Below are 17092 nucleotides of genomic sequence, written 5' to 3'. Positions count from 1 at the left end.
AGTGAGTGTTGTGGGCGACCTGTCGAGGGAGCACTGCATGACCCGAATCTCCGCAGTCCGTTGCGCGTTCCCTCCTCACCGTTACCCGCAGTCCGAGCTCACCGACATGGCCGCCCGCCTGTGCCTGCCCGACGGCGCCGACCGCCGCCTCCTCGACCGCCTGCACCGCAGCGCCCGCGTGGAGCACCGCAACCTCGCCCTCCCCATCGACCGCTACGAGAAGCTGAACGGCTTCGGCGCGGCCAACGACGCCTTCGTCTCCGTCGCGGTCGAGCTGGGGCTGGAGAGCGTGAAAGCCGCCCTGGACGCCGCCGAGCTGGAGCCGACCGACGTGGACATGATCATGTTCACGTCGGTGACCGGCATCGCCGCGCCGTCCGTGGACGCCCGGCTGGCCGCCGCGCTCGGGCTGCGCCCCGACGTCAAGCGGGTGCCCGTCTTCGGGCTGGGCTGCGTGGCGGGCGCGGCGGGCATCGCCCGGCTGCACGACTACCTGCGCGGCTGGCCGGACCACGTGGCCGTGCTGCTGTCGGTGGAGCTGTGCTCGCTGACCCTGCAGCGCGGCGACTCCTCGCCCGCGAACCTGGTCGCCAGCGCGCTGTTCGGCGACGGCGCGGCGGCCGTGGTCGCCAGCGGCAGCGGGCGGGGCACGGCGGGGCCCACTCCCGGGCCCACTCCCGGGTCCACTGCCGGGCCCGCTGCCGGGCCCACGGTCGTCGCCACCCGCAGCCATCTGTATCCCGGTTCCGAGCACGTCATGGGCTGGCAGGTGGGCGACACCGGGTTCCGGGTCATGCTGGACGCCAGCGTCCCCGCCGTGGTGCGCCGCTACCTGGCCGACGACGTGCACGGGTTCCTGGCCGAGCACGGGATCACGGCCGAGGACGTGACGGCGTGGGTGTGCCATCCGGGCGGGCCGAAGGTGCTGGAGGCGGTGTCGGAGGTGCTGGAGCTGCCCGCGGGCGCGCTCGACGTGACGTGGCGCTCGCTGGCGGCCAACGGCAACCTGTCGTCGTCCTCGGTCCTGCACGTGCTCGGCGACACCCTGGCCGGGGAGCCGCCCGCGCCGGGGAGCTGGGGGCTGGTCATCGCGATGGGCCCCGGTTTCTGCTCCGAGCTCGTCCTGCTGCGCTGGTAGTGCCCCGTCCCTGCGATCCGCTGGTGGTTGGCCTGTGACCTGGTATCTGGTGCTCATCGTGCTCGTCGGCCTGGAACGCCTGGCCGAGCTGGTCGTCGCCAAGCGCAACGCCGCGTGGAGCATGGCGCGCGGCGGCGTCGTGACCGGGCGGGGGCACTATCCGTGGATGGTGGCCCTGCACACCGGGCTGCTGGTGTGCGCGCCGCTGGAGGTGGCCCTGGCCGGGCGGCCGTTCGTGCCCGCGCTCGGCTGGCCGATGCTGGCGGTGGTCGTGGCGGCTCAGGCGCTGCGGTGGTGGTGCATCACCGCGCTCGGGCCGCGCTGGAACACGCAGGTGATCGTGGTGCCGGGGCTGCCGCTGGTGCGGCGGGGGCCGTACCGGCTGGCGTGGTTGCGGCACCCCAACTACGTGGCGGTGGCGGCCGAGGGGCTGGCGCTGCCGCTGGTGCACACGGCGTGGCTGACGGCGCTGGCGTTCACGCTGCTCAACGCCGCGCTGATGGTGGTGCGCATCCGCTGCGAGAACGCCGCCCTCGCCCTGGCGGCCAGGGGGTGAGCCGGTGATCGACGCGCTGGCGGCGGGCCGCCGGGAGGTGGGCCGGTGATCGACGTGCTGGTGGCGGGGGGCGGGCCGGCGGGGCTGGCCACGGCCATTCACGCGGCGCTGGCCGGGATGGAGGCGGTCGTCGTCGAGCCGCGGGCCGCGCCGGTGGACAAGGCGTGCGGCGAGGGCGTCATGCCGGGCGGGGTGGCCGCGCTGACGGCGATGGGCGCGCCGGTCGAGGGGCGGGGGTTCCGCGGCATCCACTACCTCGACGGGCGGCGGGAGGCGCGGGCCGCGTTCGCCGCCGGGCCGGGGCTCGGCGTCCGGCGCACGAGCCTGCACGCCGCGCTCTGGCAGCGGGCCGCCGAGCTGGGCGTCAAGACGGTCACCGGCCGCATCACCCGCGCCGACCAGGACCGCGACGGCGTGCGCGCGATCGGGCTGCGGGCCCGCTGGCTGGTGGCCGCCGACGGCCTGCACTCGCCGCTGCGCCGCTCGCTCGGCCTCGACCTGCCGGTACGCGGCCCCCGCCGGTACGGCTTGCGCAGGCACTACCGGATCGAGCCGTGGAGCGACTTCGTCGAGGTCCACTGGTCGGGGGCGGGCGAGGCGTACGTCACGCCGGTCGGCGACGACCTGGTGGGCGTCGCGGTGCTCAGCTCGGCGCGGCGCGGCTTCGAGGAGCACCTGCGCGGCTTCCCCGGGCTGGCCCGCCGCCTGAGCGGCCCGGCCGTCACCCCGGTGCGCGGCGCGGGCCCGCTGCGCCAGGCGGTGCGCTCCCGCCGCGCCGGCCGCGTACTGCTGGTCGGCGACGCCGCCGGTTACGTGGACGCGCTCACCGGCGAGGGCGTCTCGCTGGCCGTGCGCTCGGCGGAGCTGCTGGTCGGCTGCCTGGCGGCGGACCGCCCGCAGGACTACGACGGCGCGTGGCTGCGCCTGTCGCGCACGCACCGGCTGCTGACCGCGGCGCTGGTGCAGGCCGCCCGCCGCCCCGGCACGGCCCGCCTGGTGGTCCCGGCGGCGCGCCGGCTGCCCCGCCTGTTCGCCGGTGTGGTCCGCGTCCTGGCCTGAGCCTTCCCCGGGCCCCGGCCGGATGCGGATAATGAACCCCCACGGTCCCCGTCAAGGACGGTCGCCATGACAGACAAGCTCGTGCGGCAGGTGCTCGACCAGGTGGACGCCCCCGACCCACGGGTCGGCGAGATCGTCTCCGCGCTGATCGCCCACCTGCACGCGTTCGTGGACGAGGTGCGTCCCACCGAGGCCGAGTGGCGGGCCGGGCTCGCCTTCCTCACCCAGACCGGCAGGTGGTGCACGCCGGACCGCGACGAGTTCGTGCTGCTCTCGGACATGCTCGGCCTCACCTCCGCCGTGGACGACGTCAACCACGCCGGCCCGGAGAACATGACGCCCTCCTCGGTCGAGGGCCCCTTCCACTCCCCCGCCCCCGGGCGCGAGCCCGGCGCGTGGATCAGCGAGGGGCCCGAGCGCGGTCGCGGGACGCCGATGGTCGTGCACGGCCGGGTGCTGTCCTGCGACGGCACGCCGCTGCCGGGCGCGACCGTGGACCTGTGGCAGGCGGCCGACAACGGCCTGTACGACAGCCAGGACGACGCCCAGCGGCCCGGCAACCTGCGCGGCCTGTTCACCGCCGACACCGAGGGCCGCTACTGGTTCCGCACGGTCCGCCCGAGCAGCTACCCGGTGCCCACCGACGGCACCGCCGGCCGGCTGCTGCGCGCGATCGGGCGGCACCCGATGCGCCCGGCCCACCTGCACTACCAGGTCACCGCGCCCGGCCACCGGCCGCTGACCACGCACGTGTTCCTGGCCGGCGACCCCTACCTGGGCTCCGACGCCGCGTTCGCGGTCAAGGAGGAGCTGGTGCGGCGGCCGGTTCCGCGGACCGGGGGCTGGGAAATGGACGGGCCGTACGAGGAGGTCGAGTTCGACCTCAGGCTGGTGCCGCTCGGGTGGGCGCCGGGCCGGTGAGCCGCTCCGGGGGGCGCAGGCCGTCCATGATCAGGCCGAACAGGTGGTCGCCGCGGGCGGCCAGCGAGGGGGCCTGGTCGGCGATCCAGCTCACCGCGCTGGCCAGCGCGAACAGGTCGAGCCCGGTCACGTCGGCGCGCACCTCGCCGGCGGCCTGGGCGCGTTCCAGCAGCCGTCCGCCCGCCTGGCGCATGGCGTGGCAGGAGGCGTGCAGCGGCGAGCCCTCGTCGTTGATCGTGGCCATCATCGAGGCGGCCAGCCCCCGGTAGGCGCCCGCGCCGGCGACGAACGAGCGCAGCCACTCCACCAGCGCCTCGTGCGGCGCGGCGCCGGCCAGCGTCCTGGCGCGTTCGGCGAGCAGGTCGAAGCGCTGCCGCAGCAGCGCCTCCAGCAGCGCCTCCCTGGTCGGGAAGTGCCGGTAGAGCGTGCCCAAGCCGACCTCGGCGCGGCGCGCGACGTCGCGCAGGGACGCCTCCGTGCCCTGCTCCTCGATGACGGCGGCGGCCACGGCCAGGATGCGCTCCCGGTTGCGCTGGGCGTCCGCGCGCTGGTTCCGGGGTGTGGAGGTCATCCGATACCTTCCGGCGATTGACAAACGGAGCAGTGCTCCGATTATGATCCGGAACACTGCTCCGCATCATAGCGGCGCCCGTCTCCCCGAGGAGAATCGATGATGAAGGCCATCCGCGTGCACGAGATCGGCGGCCCCGAGGTCCTGCGGCTCGAGGAGATCCCCGTGCCCGTGCCGAAGCCGGGCGAGGTCCTGGTGCAGGTGCGCGCCGCCGCGCTCAACCCGCCCGACTGGTACGCCCGCCGGGGGTTCGCCGACATTCCGCCCTCGATGCGGCCGCAGATCACGCTGCCCTTCACGCCCGGCTCGGACGTGTCGGGCGTCGTGACGGCCGTCGGCGACGGCGTCACCGAGTGGCGGGAGGGCGACGAGGTGTACGGCCTCGTCCGCTTCCCGCGCATCGGCGACGAGGGCGGCAGGGGGTACGCCGAGTACACCACCGCCCCGGCCGGCCACCTGGCCCGCAAGCCCGCCTCGGTGGACCACGTCACCGCCGCCGCCGTGCCGATGGCCGGGCTCACCGCCTACCAGTACGTCCACGACATCATCGGGCTGCGGTCCGGCAGCCGGGTCCTGGTCAACGGCGCGGCCGGCGGCGTCGGCCACTTCGCCGCCCAGCTCGCCGCGGACCTGGGCGCGTACGTCATCGGCGTGGCCTCCGGCCGGCACGAGGCGTTCCTGAAGGACCTGGGCGTGGCCGAGTTCGTCGACTACACCCGGGTCCGGCCGCAGGACGCGGTGCGCGACGTGGACTGCCTGATCGACACCGTGGGCGGCCCCGGCGGCCACACGCTGCTGCCCGCGCTCAAGGACGGCGGCACGCTCAGCCCGGTCTTCCACGGCGACTACCACGACGAGGAGCTCGCCCGGCGCGGCATCGTGCGCCGCGGCGGCCAGGTGCACTCCGACGGGGCGCAGATGGCCGCGCTGGCCGAGCTGATCGACGCCGGGCGGCTGCGCGTCGGCGTCGACAGCGTCTTCCCACTGGCGGCGGCCCCGGAGGCGCACGAACGCGCCGAGCGGGGCCACATCCAGGGGAAGATCGTCCTGCACGTGTCCTGAGCACGGCCTGGGTGCGGCCTGGGTGCGGCCTGAGCCGGGTCAGGCCCGGGTCCACCGCTGGTTGGCGCCGCCGTTGCAGGTCCAGATGACGAGCCTGGTCCCGTTGGCGGTGGCGTTGCCGGGTACGTCGAGGCACTTGTTCGCGCCGACGGCCGTGACCGTGCCGTCGGCGCCGAGCCGCCACTGCTGGTTGCTCTGGCCGTTGCAGTCCCAGATGATCACGCGGGTGCCGTCGGCGGTGCCGCGGTCGTACACGTCGAGGCACTTGCCGCCGTAGACGCGCAGTTCGCCCGCGGCGGTGGGGGTCCACTGCTGGTTGGCGCCGCCGTTGCAGTCCCAGATCTGGACCTGGGTGCCGCTGGTCTGGGACGCGCCGGGCACGTCCAGGCACCTCCCGGAGCCGGCGCCCTTGAGCGCGGTGGCCGCGGGGGGCGCGCCGCCGCCGGTGACGACGTACATGGCGGCTCCGTGGGCGGGGACGGAGGCGCTGATCGTGCCCGCCGAGGAGCCGGTCGTGTGGGCCCACAGGTCGCGTACGGAGTAGGTGGCGGCGGCGCCGAGGCCGAGCGCGGAGGCGGTGGTGGAGACGGTGGCCGCGGCGCCGCCCCGGTTGAGCAGCACGACGGCGGCCGAGCCCGTGCCCGTGCCGGTCGCGGCCATCGGCTTGCGCCAGACCTCCAGGTCGCCGCTGTCGGCGATCTTGTGGCCCTGGCGGCCGCCCCAGTCCTGGTCGACGGCGATGACCTCGCCGTTGGTGAGGATCGTCCGGGTCTCGGCGCTCATGGAGCGCAGGTCGTTGCCCGCGACGAGCGGCGCGTTGAGCAGCGCCCACAGGCTGAAGTGGGCCCGTGACTCGGTGGCCGTGAGCCCGGCGTTGCCGACCTCCAGCATGTCGGGGTCGTTCCAGCCGCCCGGCCCCGAGTATGCCGCGAGCCCCGCCTGGCTGTCCAGAATGCCCATGACCGAGCCCCAGTTCGCCTGGATGTCGCCCGTGGTGCGCCAGGAGTTGCCGACCGGCATGCCCCAGGTCCAGACGCTGTCCTGGCCCCAGTTGCACAGGCTGTAGAGGATGGGCCGGCCGGTGGCGGCCAGCGCGTCGCGCATGGCGGTGTAGCGCTGCTGCGCGCTCTGCCCGAGGTGGTCGCCGCAGTTGTCGTACTTGAGGTAGTCCACGCCCCAGGACGCCCACAGGGCCGCGTCCCTGCGCTCGTTGCCCAGGCTGGCCGGGTAGCCGGCGCAGGTCGTGGTGCCGGCCGAGGAGTAGATGCCGAGCTTGAGCCCCTTGGCGTGCACGTAGTCGGCGACCGCCTTGACGCCGCCGGGGAACTTCTGGGGGTCGGGGACGAGGTCGCCGGCCGCGTCGCGGGTCCTGGTGGACCAGCAGTCGTCGATGTTGACGTAGGTGTAGCCGGCCGCGGCCATGCCGGAGGCGACCATGGCGTCGGCCGTCTGCCTGACGAGGGTGTCGCTGACCGAGCAGCCGAAGCTGTTCCAGTCGTTCCACCCCATTTGAGGCGTTCTGGCCAGGCCGTTCTCCAGGGCGGCGGCGGGGGGCGCGACGGCGGTCAGGCAGGTCGCGGCAAGGGCCAGGGCGAGGGTTGACCGAAGGATCGCACGCATGGGACTCCTTCAACACCGAGCGGGGGAACCCAACATGATCCGACTAAATCAAACAGGATCGTCCGGGGGTTCGCGTGTGAAGTCAAGGGGTCTTGAGGGATTCTGTTGCCTGCCGTTCAGCGCGCAAAGGGCTTCCGAAGGGGTGACACGGAGCCCTCCGGGCCGCGTTTCAAGTCGCTGACCTGCGGTTACTATCTGTAGCGGTTAGATCATCGACAGTGATTGGATCGGTGTGATGCGACGACTCATCGCAACACTTGTCTCTTGCGCCACCGCAGGCGCTCTTCCGCTCGTCACCGCCGGTCCGGCTGCCGCCGACCCGGGCCCGGAGCCGTTCTCGTACGTGGCTCCGGACTACGACGTCAGGGGTCCGTACATCCTCGCCGACGACCCGTGGTGGCACAACCACCACAGGCACCACGGCGACCACCACTGGGACGGCGACCGTCCGTGGGACGGCGACCGCGACAAGGACGACCGGCACAAGGACGACCGCTGCAAGGACGACGACCACGGCGACGACTACTCCTGGTGGCAGGACGACGACCGGCACAAGGACGACTGCAAGGACGACGACCACCACGGCAAGGAGCACGCCTGGTACAAGGACGACGACCAGTGCAAGGACGACGACCACCACGGCAAGGAGCACGCCTGGTACAAGGACGACGACCGGCACAAGGACGACTGCAAGGACGACGACCGGTACGACGACGACGACCGCTACCGGGACGACGACCGCTACCGGGACGAGGAGCGCGACGACGACCGCTACCGGGACGGCGACCGCGACTGGGGCTACAACTACCGGTACGTGACCTCGCTCCGCTGCCGCCTCGGCGGTGGCGCCGTGGTCCGTAGCTGGCACAGCCCGACCAGGCTGGCCTGCTACGGCGGACGGTACAACGGATACTGGGTGGTCAGCTACGGGCTGTGATGCCCGTGGCTGCCATCAGGGCGGGTCCGCACCACGCGGGCCCGCCCTTCTCGTGCCCGCCTACGGCGCGCACATGGTGAACCTGACCGCCTTCGTCCTGGGCGACGGGGTCAGGATCCGGTAGGCGACGGTGTGCCTGCCGCCCGCCGGGGTGATGAGCCTCCTGGAGCTCACGTAGCCGCTGCGGCTGTCCGCGGGGAAGCGGGACGAGCCGCGCTCGATGACCCTGCCGTCGTAGAGCCACTGGTAGGAGTAGGCGGCGCCGGGGCGGGTCGCGTTCACTCCGGCGGCGAAGTTCACCGCGCCGGTGTAGCAGGTGACCCCGGCGGAGTTGATCTTCGAGGAGCCCTGCACGCGCACGTACGCCAGGGCGAACCCGGCCCTCCGCATGGTGGCGGGCGGCGTCGTGGAGCGTTCCGCCGGGACCGTGGCGGTGGGGGTCGGGCGGGTCGCGCGGCCCTGCGGCGTCCTCGTGGGCCTCGACGCGGCCGTGCCGTGCCTCGACGGTCCCGCCGAGGCGGACGTCCGCACGGGCTCACGGGCGGAACGCACCTCGGCGTCCGCCTGGCGCTTGCCGGAGTTCCACACCACCACGCCGGCCGCCACCGACACGGCCACCGCCCCGGCCGCCAGCACCAGCACCGGCGACCGCCGTCCCACGGCCCACCTGGACCGCTCCGCCGGTAGTGGGACCGGACCATCGGCCGCCTCCTCCGGAGCGTCCCGGCGGTGAGAGTCCTCGGCAGGCTCCGCGGCGGCGGCGTGCGGCTCGCCCAGCACGAGGGGCAGGACGGCCGTCATGGGCGGGCGGGCCTGCGGATCCTTGGTCAGGCAGGCGCGGACGATGTCACGCAGCGGGTCCGGCAGGTCGCCGAGCTGGGGGTCGCCGCGCAGGATGCGTCCGGCGACCGCGGGCGGGGCGTCGTCGCCGAACGGCGGCCGGCCCGTGGCCGCGAACACCATCACCGACGCCCAGGCGAAGACGTCCGCCGCCGCCCCGGCCGCGCGCCCGTCCAGTTGCTCCGGCGCCATGTAGGCCACCGCGCCGCCGTCGGAGCCGTGCCCGGGGCCGGTGCCCGCGCCGGCGCGGCCGGAACCCGGGCCGGTGCCCGCGGTGCCGAAGCCGACCAGGCGCGCGCCGTCGCGGCCGAGCAGCACGCTGGACGGCTTGAGGTCGCCGTGCGTGAGCCCCGCCCGGTGCACCGCGGCCAGCCCCGTGGCCGTGCCGACCGCCAGGTGGCGCAGGTTGCCGCCGCCGAGCCGGCCCACCTCGGCCAGCGACGGCCCCTCCACGTACTCGCTCACGATGTACGACAGCCGTCCCCAGGCCGCGTCGAGCACCCGCGCGACGCCCGGCGAGTCCACCCGGCGGGCCGCCTCCGTCAGGGCGGCGAACCGCTCACCGGCCACGATCCCGTGCAGGACCTTGACGGCCACGGGCCGCCCGTCCGGCCCCTGGCCGAGGTAGACGACCCCCTGCCCGCCGGAGGCCAGCCATCCGGTGATCCGGTGGGCCCCCAAGGACGTGGGATCTCCTGGACGTAAGGGCTCGGCGTTCGGCATGAGGCGGTGACTCCTGGGACAGCAGCGGTACCGAATCATGAACTTTAGCGGGATGAATCAGGATCCGCCGCCCCCCGGGTTCACCTCGGCCTTCGCGCGTGAGCCCTGGCTGGACAGCCGCCAGGTCCTCGCACTACGTTAATCATCAGTGCTACTGACGATCAGTTGTACTGATGACAAGGAGTTGGGGTAATGATCCTCATCACGGGCGGGCTCGGCTTCATCGGCACGCACACCGCGCGAGCGCTGCTCGACCTCGGCGAATCCGTCGTGCTCGTCCAGCGCCGGGCCCCCGAGGTGCCCGCGCCGCTGGCCGGCGAGGCCGAAGGGCGGCTCGTCGTCGAGCGGGCCGACCTCACCGACCGGGCGGCGCTGCTCGCACTGGGCGACCGGCACAGGATCACCGGAATCGTGCACCTGGCGGGCTCGGTGCCCTGGCCGGTCGGTGCGTACGAGCCGGTCGAGGGGGTCGAGAAGTCCGTCGCGAGCCTGCTCAACATCTTCCACGCCGCCACCGAATGGCAGGTGTCCCGGCTCGGCCTGGCCAGCACCATCGGCGTCTACGGCGGCGTCGAGGCCCCGAGCCCGCTGGCCGAGGACCTGCCGCTGACGATGGCGGCCGGTCACCCGATCCCGACGTTCAAGAAGATCGGCGAGCTGATGGCCGGCCATCTGGCCGAGACCGCCGGGCTGGAGCTGGTCAACCTCCGCATCGGCGCGATCTGGGGGCCGCTCGGCCACGCGCGTTCGCCGTTCTTCCTGCTGCCGCAGCTCGTGCACGCCGCCGTGCGGGGCGCCGCGCCGGACCTGACGAGCCCCGCCTGGGGCGCGTACGCCGGGGACGGCGGCGACCTGTGCCACGTCAAGGACTGCGGGCGGGCCATCGCGCTGCTGCAGACGGCCGAGCGGCTGCGCCACCGCACGTACAACGTCGCCACCGGCCGGATGACCACCAACGGCGAGGTCGCCGCGGCGATCCGGCGGGCCGTGCCCGGCGCGCACGTCGAGCTGCGCGAGGGCCGCGACCCCGCCGGCCCCGGCCGGGACATGTGCCTCGACATCACCCGGCTGCGCGAGGACACCGGCTTCGAGCCCGCCTACGACACCGGGTCCGGGGTCGCCGACTACGTCTCCTGGCTGCGCGCGGGACACGCCCGCTGACCGGGCCGGCCCGCCGGGCCGGCCGCCCGGCGGGTGGCGCGCGCGGAGGACCGCTCAGCCGTCGTCGGCGACTGGTCCGGGGTGATCCCGTACGGCGAGTGGACGCGCGTGCTCTCGCTGCTCCCCGACGTCACCTGGGTCGACATCTCCGGCGAGTACGAGTCGCTCGCGCTGGTCAAGAGCCCGGAGGAGCAGGTCCTCCTGCGCCAGGCCGCCTGCGCGGCGTTCGTCGGGCAGGCGCGCGAAGGCGCGAACGAGCACGAGATCGCCGCCGCCTCCTTCCAGGCGGTCATCGCCGGGGGCGGCTGGACGCGCCGGCCGTTCATGCTGGAGCGCGCGGGACGGTCGGGCTTCGCCTGGAACATCCCCGAGTGGTTCGGCATGGGCGGCGCGCCGCACGTTCTCCGGCGCGGCGACACCGTCGCGGCGGAGATCTTCGCCTTCTACGGGGGCATGGAGTCGCAGCAGCAGATCGACGTGTGCGTCGGCGAGCCGGACGCGCTGCTGCGCGAGCTGGAGGAGGTGTGCCGGGAGTCCTACGAGGCGGGGCTGGCCGCGCTCCGCCCCGGGCTGCGCTTCTCCGAGCTCGCGGCGGTCATGGAGGAGCCGCTGCACCGCTCCCGCACCTGGAACACCGGCCCGATGGTGCAGACGGTCTCGCCGCTCTACAACAGTGCCACCCGCCTGCACCCGGAGGTCGACCCGGCGCTGTCGCGCCTGGAGAGGCTGCCGAGCGGCATGGGGCTCGACGGCGACTTCGAGATCACCGAGGGGCACGCCTTCGCGTTCGAGCCGAACGCCCTGCGCGACGGCAAGCGCGTCTGCATCGGCGGCACCGTGCTGCTGACGGCGGACGGCCCGGAGGAGCTCAACACCATCCCGAACCGGCTGAACGTGGTCGACTGACGGCGCCGCCCGCCGCGGCCCGCCGAATGCTCAGCGCCGCTCCAGGCAGCCCTGCCGGCCCAGCAGCCGGAACGCCCGCGCGGCCGGCGGCGGCAGGGCGCGGTAGGACCTGGGGAACACCGTCCGCACGGCGGCGGCGTCCTCGCGGGCGGGGAGCCGGTCCTGGGCCCCGCCGGTGGTCCGGTGTTCCGCGGGGAGGTCGCCGTCGAGGTCGCTGACGAGGTCTTTCATGGTGAGCGACGGGTTCACGACCAGGTGCTCGGCCAGGATGCGCAGGGCCAGCGGGAGGTATCCGCACAACCGCGTCATGCCGGCGACGGCCCGGGGCTCGGCGGCGATGCGCTCGGCGCCGGCGGCGGCGGCCAGCAGGTCGGCGGACTCGGCGGCGGTCAGGGTGCTCAGCGCGATGTGGTGGGCGCCGTCCCGGGCGACCAGTCCGCCCAGCCGGTGGCGGCTGGTCACCAGCACCAGGCATCCGGGGTTGCCGGGCAGCAGCGCGCGGACCTGGTCCGTGGCGGCGGCGTCGTCCAGCAGGACGAGCATGCGCCGGCCGCCGATCAGGCTGCGGAACAGGGCCGCCCGCTCCCCCACGTCGCCGGGCAGGCGCCGCAGGTCCGGGGCGAGCGCCCGGACGAGCTGGGCCAGCGCCTCGGCGGGCGGCAGCGGCCCCCGTTCGGCGTCGGAGCCGCGCAGGTCGAGGTGGAGCTGGCCGTCCGGGAACCGGCCGGCCACGCGGTGCGCGAAGTGCACGGCGAGCGCGCTCTTGCCGACGCCGGCGACGCCGTCGATCACCGCGATCGCGATGGCGTTGCCGGAGTCCGGCATCAGGTCCGCCAGGCGGGCGAGCTCGGCGGAGCGGCCGGTGAAGCCCGGCACGTCGTGCGGGAGCTGCGCCGGACGCCGCCGCTCGGGAGGACCGGCCACGGCCAGCTCCCACAGCGCCACCAGGCGCGCGGTGTCGCCGCGGCACGCCTTGCTGATGGCCTCGACGGCCTGGCGGGGCGGCAGCAGCTTGCCGCTGAGGTAGCGCTGGAGCGAGGACTTGCTGCAGTGCGTGTGCCCGGCGAGCTGCACCAGCCCGAGCCCGGACGCGGCCTTGAGCAGGCTGAGTTCGGCCGCGAGCATGCGGGCGTGGATGCCGTTCACCACTGCGGGGCTCATACGCCCGCCTCCTTTTCCGGTGTTCGCATGACGTTCCGGGCGCGGGTGACCGGGGGGTCAGGCGTTCGCGAAGTAGGCGTACAGGTCGACGTCGACGCTCACCTGCCCGGTGCCCTCGTTCTTCAGCACCACCGACCCGTCGGCGCGCAGGGCGGCGGTGGTGAACCCGACGGCGTCCTTGCCCGCCGGGTAGGAGACGACGCGGGCGGTCGAGGGCCCGCTCTGCGGCAGCACCGAGACGGTCCCGGCGGCCGCACCCCGCGCGGCCACGGTCAGCGCGACCGCGGTGACGCCGGTGGCGGGCAGGCCGGTGAAGCGCACGGTCCTGGTGCCGCCCGCCGGGATCGCCAGGGCCCGTCCCGCCGACGTGGGGCGGACGGCCTTGACCGGCGCGCCGCGCCGCTCGGTGGTGAAGTAGCCGGTGACGTCCACGGAGATCTCGACGTTGTCGTAGCCGAGGTTGTGCACGTTGATCTTGGCGTCCTGGCCCGGTTTGACGATCGTGTGGAACTGCGTGGTGACGTTCGCCGGGTAGTCGACGTTGGCGTCGACGGGGTAGGCGTCCCCGGCGGCGTACACGCGGACGGTGCCGGTCGACGGGCTCTTCAGGACGACCGTGAGGGCGACCTGGGCGACCCCGGTGGCGGGCAGGCCGTTCATGCCGGCGACGGACAGCTCGTGGTTGCCCAGCGCGGGGATGACGGTGTGGTCGGCCACCCGGGCGGGCGTGACGGGCAGGTAGGTGCCGCCCACGACGGCGGCCGCCTTGTCGAGGGTGTGCCCGTGCGCGTCGAGCGTCACCTTGACGGGGCCCGTCCCGCGGTTGACCACCTTGACCTTCCCGTCGGCGCCGACCCTGGCGATGATCATGGTGGAGGCGTAGCGGGAGGTGTCGTAGGCGAGCACCTTGCCGTCCGGTTCCTGCTCGTCGGAGGCGTGCACGGTGATCGTCCCGGTGTTGAAGAAGTCGCCCTTGGCGCTGACGTTGAGCGCGACGGCCCGCACGCCCTGCGCGGGCAGCCCGGCCACGCCCGCCACCTGCACGGCCATGGTGGAGTTGGCGCTGATCCGGACGTTGTCCAGGATCCTGCCCCGCGAGTGGAAGTACTGGTCGGGCCCCGGCCTGGGCGTCGCGTCCAGGGCGGCGGCGTCGAGCTGAAGGCGAGGCGTGGTGGCGCCGGTGTAGGAGATCGCGCGCCCGGTCTCCTTGAGCTTGGCCTCCAGAGCCGCCGGGCCGAGCCCCGGGAACGCCTGGCCCAGCACGGCGAGCGCCCCGGCGACGTGCGGCGCGGCCATGGACGTGCCGCTCATCGAGGCCCAGCGGTCGCCGGGCACGGAGGAGACGATGTCGCTGCCGGGGGCCAGGAGGTCCAGGAGCGGCCCGCGGTTACTGAAGGAGGACAGGGCGTCGGCGTCGGTGGTGCTGCCCACGGCGACGGCCGACGAGACGCAGGCGGGGGCGGCCACCGCGTTCGGGTAGGCGTCGTTGCCCGCCGCGACGACGGTGGCGACCCCGGCCGCCAGCAGGGCGTCGATCGCGGCCTTGCGCGGGTCGGTGTCGCAGGCCGCGGTGTGCATGCCGCTGCCCAGGCTCAGGTTGACCGCCACGATGGGCAGGGTCGCCTTCAGCGTCTGGACCTTCTCCAGCGCGGCCAGCTGGGCGCTGGAGAAGCTGAGCAGGCACGGCGCGCCGCTGGAGCCGCAGAAGTCGTCGGAGTCGAACCTGCTGAAGATCTGGATGGCCACGAGGTCGGCGCCCGGCGCGACCCCGCTCCCGTCGTCGCCGTCGATCCCTTCGCCGTCACCGGCGATGATCCCGGCCACGTGCGTCCCGTGGGAGCAGTCCAGCAGCTCGTCGGAGCAGCCGCCGCGCTCGGCGTCGGCCGAGCCGGGGCCGTCCTGCCTGGCGGCGCCGTCCGGGCACAGGCTGGTGGCGGAGTAGTCGGGGTCGGCGGGCGAGAAGCACGCCTCGGCCACGACGCGGCTGCCGAGGAAGGGGTGGCCGGTGGCGACGCCGGTGTCCAGCACGGCCACGGCGGTGCCCGCGCCGGTCAGCCCGGCCGCCCTCGTGCGGTCGCCGCCGATCAGGGGGACGCTCTGCCCGAGGGCCGGCGGCACCGGCCGGTCCTCGGACACGCTGAGCACGCCCGGCCGGGCGGCGAGCCGCTGCAGGCCCGCCTGGTCGGTCCGCAGGGTGACCACGGGCAGGCGTGACAACGTCTGGAGCACCTGGCCGGCGCCGGAGCCGGCGACGGCGGCCAGCTCGTCGCGATCCCTGGTCACGACGTTGACCCGGAGCCTGCCTCCGGCGTCGAGCCTGCCGGCCAGTCCGGGTTCCACCCACGGTCCCGCGTCCGTCCGCGGTCCCGCGTCCGCCCTCTGTCCGGCCGCGGCGGCCGGCGCTGCGGTCGCGACGGTGAGCGAGGAGAGCAGGATCGCCGTCAGGACGAGCACGCGGTGGACGGCCGCCCTGACGGTGGCTGATCGCCTCATGAGGCTCTCCTTCGGCGCGGGACGATGATGCCCGCGCAATGTACGCGGCCCCTGTTGCCACCCGTTTGCCAGCGACGTCAGCGGCCCTCGCGGCTGCCGATCCGGCTGAAGATGGCGGTCGACTCCTGGCGGGCGGCGCCGGCGTGCGCGGCCTCGCCGTCGCGCGACTCCAGACGGGCCAGGACGGAGAGCGTGCGGGCCCGCCACAGCGGCAGCTCCAGCGTGTCCCACAGGTCGAGGGAGGCGGACAGCGCGGCTCTGGACTCGGCCGTCGCGTCCTGCTCCAGGCGCAGTTCGCCGAGCGTCCGCAGGCCGAGCGCGCGGCCGAAGCGGTCGTCCTGGCGGGTGAAGACGCGGAGGCTAGCCTGGAGCGCCCGCTCGGCCTGCGGCAGGTCGCCCACGCGGATCCGGATCTTGGCCAGGGACTGGTCGGCGTAGGCCGCCCCGTGCGGGTCGGACAGGACGGTGAACAGGCGGCGGGACTCGCGGGTCCTGGTCGCGGCGTGCCCGTACTCGCCCCTCGCCCGGTGCACCAGGCCGATGCTGCGCTGGAGCAGGGCCTGGCAGCGCAGGTCACCGATCTTCTGGTACGTCTCCAGCGCCCGGCTGAGCAGCCACAGCGCCAGCTCGTCGTCGCCGCGTTCGCGTTCCACGAAGCCCAGCATGTAGATGGCGTGCGCGTGCCCGGCCTGGTCACCGAGGGCGGAGAAGAGGGAGGCCGCCTCCAGCAGGTCGGTCTCCCCCTCGGCGAACCAGCCGCCCTCGGCCCGTACGGTGCCCAGCCCGGACAGGGCGGCCGCCAGGTGCCGCCGGTCGCCGAGCCGCTGGAAGGCCCGCCGGGCCTCCTCGTAGGCGGCCACGGACTCGGTGAAGCGGTCCTGGGCGAAGCGGATCCGGCCCAGGCCGAGCATCACCAGCCCCTCCCCCTCCAGGTCCCCGGACCTCCTGACGGTCTCGGGGCCGCCGGCGCCGCCCTGCCCGGCCCGGCCGCCGAGCCGGGGGTCGCCGCGCAGGATGTCCAGGCGCAGCCGTACCAGGGCGGGGCCGGGATCGAGCCCCAGTTCCTCGCTCAGGTGCGCGCGTGACCGTTCGAAGGCGTCCAGGGCCTCGGCGATGCGGCCGGAGCGGTAGAGCGCGAGCATCAGCAGGCCCACCAGCCGTTCCCGGGTGGGGGCGGTCGCCACCTCCTCGGCCAGCGCGCCGAGGACCTGCCGGTGCCGGCCGAGCCGCAACGACGCCTCGGCGTGCTCCTCGATCGCCTCGCGCCGCGCCTCCTCCAGCCTGACGCAGAGCGTGTCGCGGGCGGCGCCGACCGCCGCCTCGTCGAGCACCGGGCCGCGCCACAACTCCAGCGCCTGCCGCAGCAGCCCGGTCTTCTCCTCGTCGTCGTCACTGGCCCCGGCCCGCTCCTTCAGTACGGCGAAGCGGTGGGCGTCCACGGCCATGGGGTCGATGCGCAACCCGTAGCCGGAGCCGGTGGCGAGCACCTCCACGTCGCTCCCGGCGGCGCCCGCGAGCAGGCCGCGCAGCCGCGAGACGAGCACCTGGACCTGCCTGCGCGCGCCCTGCGGCGCCCCCTCGGGCCAGAGCACCTCGACCAGCCGCTGGAGCGGGACGATCCGGCCGGCCGACAGGGCCAGCACGCCGAGCAGCAGCCGCTGCTGCCGCCTGCGCAACGCCACCGGCGCCCCCGCCCACCGGAACTCGACCGCCCCGAGCACCCGGACGCCGTCGTTCGGTGAATCGATCACCTCCCCATGATTGACCGATTGTCGAAGCCCACCGTCAACCGATATTCAACCGAGACAAATCCCGCATTTGTCCGACGAAACCTTGGCGGCTCCGATACGTGGGCGATATCCGACTGAGACGAACCAACCGCCAAGAGGAGGCAAGTCACATTCCGTAACGCTTACTCGAACATAAACAGCGCGTCACGGACAC

At 74.3% G+C, this 17092-nt stretch carries 14 protein-coding genes; 8 read left to right on the top strand and 6 right to left on the bottom strand.

Translation table 11 applies throughout. The annotated features are described in order from the left end of the window. The first annotated feature begins 37 nt into the window (after positions 1-37). From ABZ459_RS29900 to ABZ459_RS29885, 4 genes are all read left to right on the top strand, one after another. Positions 38-1138 (top strand): 3-oxoacyl-[acyl-carrier-protein] synthase III C-terminal domain-containing protein, encoded by a 1101-nt coding sequence (locus ABZ459_RS29900; protein ID WP_357977165.1) that lies wholly within the window; start codon positions 38-40, stop codon positions 1136-1138. 34 nt (positions 1139-1172) lie between these two features. Beyond that, complete coding sequence (locus ABZ459_RS29895; RefSeq protein ID WP_357977162.1) at positions 1173-1694, top strand: isoprenylcysteine carboxylmethyltransferase family protein; 522 nt, start codon at positions 1173-1175, stop codon at positions 1692-1694. Positions 1695-1739: 45 nt separating this feature from the next. Further along, complete coding sequence (locus tag ABZ459_RS29890; RefSeq protein WP_357977159.1) at positions 1740-2753, top strand: NAD(P)/FAD-dependent oxidoreductase; 1014 nt, start codon at positions 1740-1742, stop codon at positions 2751-2753. Between the two features lie 66 nt (positions 2754-2819). Then, positions 2820-3674, top strand: coding sequence for a dioxygenase (locus ABZ459_RS29885; RefSeq protein ID WP_357977156.1), 855 nt, complete (start codon positions 2820-2822; stop codon positions 3672-3674). On the opposite strand, the gene ABZ459_RS29880 is transcribed toward ABZ459_RS29885, so the two are convergent. Then, a complete protein-coding gene (locus ABZ459_RS29880; protein WP_357977153.1) occupies positions 3637-4245 on the bottom strand; it encodes a helix-turn-helix domain-containing protein in 609 nt (202 codons plus the stop codon). The two genes, ABZ459_RS29885 and ABZ459_RS29880, sit on opposite strands and share 38 nt — an antisense overlap. A 99-nt stretch (positions 4246-4344) precedes the next feature. Between ABZ459_RS29880 and ABZ459_RS29875 the strand changes: the two genes are divergently transcribed. Continuing rightward, the gene (locus ABZ459_RS29875; protein ID WP_357977150.1) at positions 4345-5307 is read left to right on the top strand and encodes an NADP-dependent oxidoreductase; all 963 of its coding nucleotides are present in this window, start codon (positions 4345-4347) and stop codon (positions 5305-5307) included. Between the two features lie 39 nt (positions 5308-5346). On the opposite strand, the gene ABZ459_RS29870 is transcribed toward ABZ459_RS29875, so the two are convergent. Further along, entirely contained in the window at positions 5347-6927 is a 1581-nt protein-coding gene (locus tag ABZ459_RS29870) for a lectin (RefSeq protein WP_357977147.1), read from the bottom strand. A 235-nt stretch (positions 6928-7162) separates the two neighbouring features. Between ABZ459_RS29870 and ABZ459_RS29865 the strand changes: the two genes are divergently transcribed. After that, positions 7163-7864 carry a hypothetical protein gene (locus ABZ459_RS29865; protein ID WP_357977144.1) on the top strand — a complete coding sequence of 234 codons (702 nt, stop codon included), beginning with the start codon at positions 7163-7165 and terminating at the stop codon, positions 7862-7864. Positions 7865-7924: 60 nt separating this feature from the next. On the opposite strand, the gene ABZ459_RS29860 is transcribed toward ABZ459_RS29865, so the two are convergent. After that, on the bottom strand, positions 7925-9427 hold the full coding sequence (locus tag ABZ459_RS29860) for a serine/threonine-protein kinase (protein ID WP_357977141.1): 1503 nt from the start codon (positions 9425-9427) through the stop codon (positions 7925-7927). A gap of 192 nt (positions 9428-9619) precedes the next feature. Between ABZ459_RS29860 and ABZ459_RS29855 the strand changes: the two genes are divergently transcribed. Together ABZ459_RS29855 and ABZ459_RS29850 are read left to right on the top strand one after the other, a co-directional pair. Next, positions 9620-10588, top strand: coding sequence for an NAD(P)-dependent oxidoreductase (locus ABZ459_RS29855; RefSeq protein ID WP_357977139.1), 969 nt, complete (start codon positions 9620-9622; stop codon positions 10586-10588). A gap of 33 nt (positions 10589-10621) precedes the next feature. Then, positions 10622-11494, top strand: coding sequence for a M24 family metallopeptidase (locus ABZ459_RS29850; RefSeq protein ID WP_357977136.1), 873 nt, complete (start codon positions 10622-10624; stop codon positions 11492-11494). Positions 11495-11524: 30 nt separating this feature from the next. Here ABZ459_RS29850 and ABZ459_RS29845 read toward each other — a convergent pair whose 3' ends face one another. The 3 genes from ABZ459_RS29845 to ABZ459_RS29835 form a co-directional block, all read right to left on the bottom strand. Beyond that, complete coding sequence (locus ABZ459_RS29845; protein ID WP_357977134.1) at positions 11525-12655, bottom strand: helix-turn-helix transcriptional regulator; 1131 nt, start codon at positions 12653-12655, stop codon at positions 11525-11527. Positions 12656-12712: 57 nt separating this feature from the next. Beyond that, entirely contained in the window at positions 12713-15148 is a 2436-nt protein-coding gene (locus ABZ459_RS29840; RefSeq protein WP_357977131.1) for a S8 family serine peptidase, read from the bottom strand. 77 nt (positions 15149-15225) lie between these two features. Then, positions 15226-16899, bottom strand: a complete 1674-nt coding sequence (locus tag ABZ459_RS29835) for a BTAD domain-containing putative transcriptional regulator (RefSeq protein WP_357977128.1) — start codon at positions 16897-16899, stop codon at positions 15226-15228. Positions 16900-17092: the final 193 nt, after the last annotated feature.

The organism is Nonomuraea sp. NPDC005692 (assembly GCF_040631115.1).
GTDB lineage: Bacteria > Actinomycetota > Actinomycetes > Streptosporangiales > Streptosporangiaceae > Nonomuraea.
This window is presented reverse-complemented; position numbering and strand designations above follow the sequence as displayed.

Excerpts from the sequence above, each read along its gene's own strand:
- ABZ459_RS29870 (WP_357977147.1), bottom strand. The coding sequence starts at position 6,927 with ATGCGTGCGATCCTTCGGTCAACCCTCGCCCTGGCCCTTGCCGCGACC.
- ABZ459_RS29845 (WP_357977134.1), bottom strand. The coding sequence starts at position 12,655 with ATGAGCCCCGCAGTGGTGAACGGCATCCACGCCCGCATGCTCGCGGCC.
- ABZ459_RS29875 (WP_357977150.1), top strand. The coding sequence starts at position 4,345 with ATGATGAAGGCCATCCGCGTGCACGAGATCGGCGGCCCCGAGGTCCTG.
- ABZ459_RS29885 (WP_357977156.1), top strand. The coding sequence starts at position 2,820 with ATGACAGACAAGCTCGTGCGGCAGGTGCTCGACCAGGTGGACGCCCCC.
- ABZ459_RS29865 (WP_357977144.1), top strand. The coding sequence starts at position 7,163 with ATGCGACGACTCATCGCAACACTTGTCTCTTGCGCCACCGCAGGCGCT.
- ABZ459_RS29855 (WP_357977139.1), top strand. The coding sequence starts at position 9,620 with ATGATCCTCATCACGGGCGGGCTCGGCTTCATCGGCACGCACACCGCG.
- ABZ459_RS29900 (WP_357977165.1), top strand. The coding sequence starts at position 38 with ATGACCCGAATCTCCGCAGTCCGTTGCGCGTTCCCTCCTCACCGTTAC.
- ABZ459_RS29860 (WP_357977141.1), bottom strand. The coding sequence starts at position 9,427 with ATGCCGAACGCCGAGCCCTTACGTCCAGGAGATCCCACGTCCTTGGGG.
- ABZ459_RS29880 (WP_357977153.1), bottom strand. The coding sequence starts at position 4,245 with ATGACCTCCACACCCCGGAACCAGCGCGCGGACGCCCAGCGCAACCGG.
- ABZ459_RS29840 (WP_357977131.1), bottom strand. The coding sequence starts at position 15,148 with ATGAGGCGATCAGCCACCGTCAGGGCGGCCGTCCACCGCGTGCTCGTC.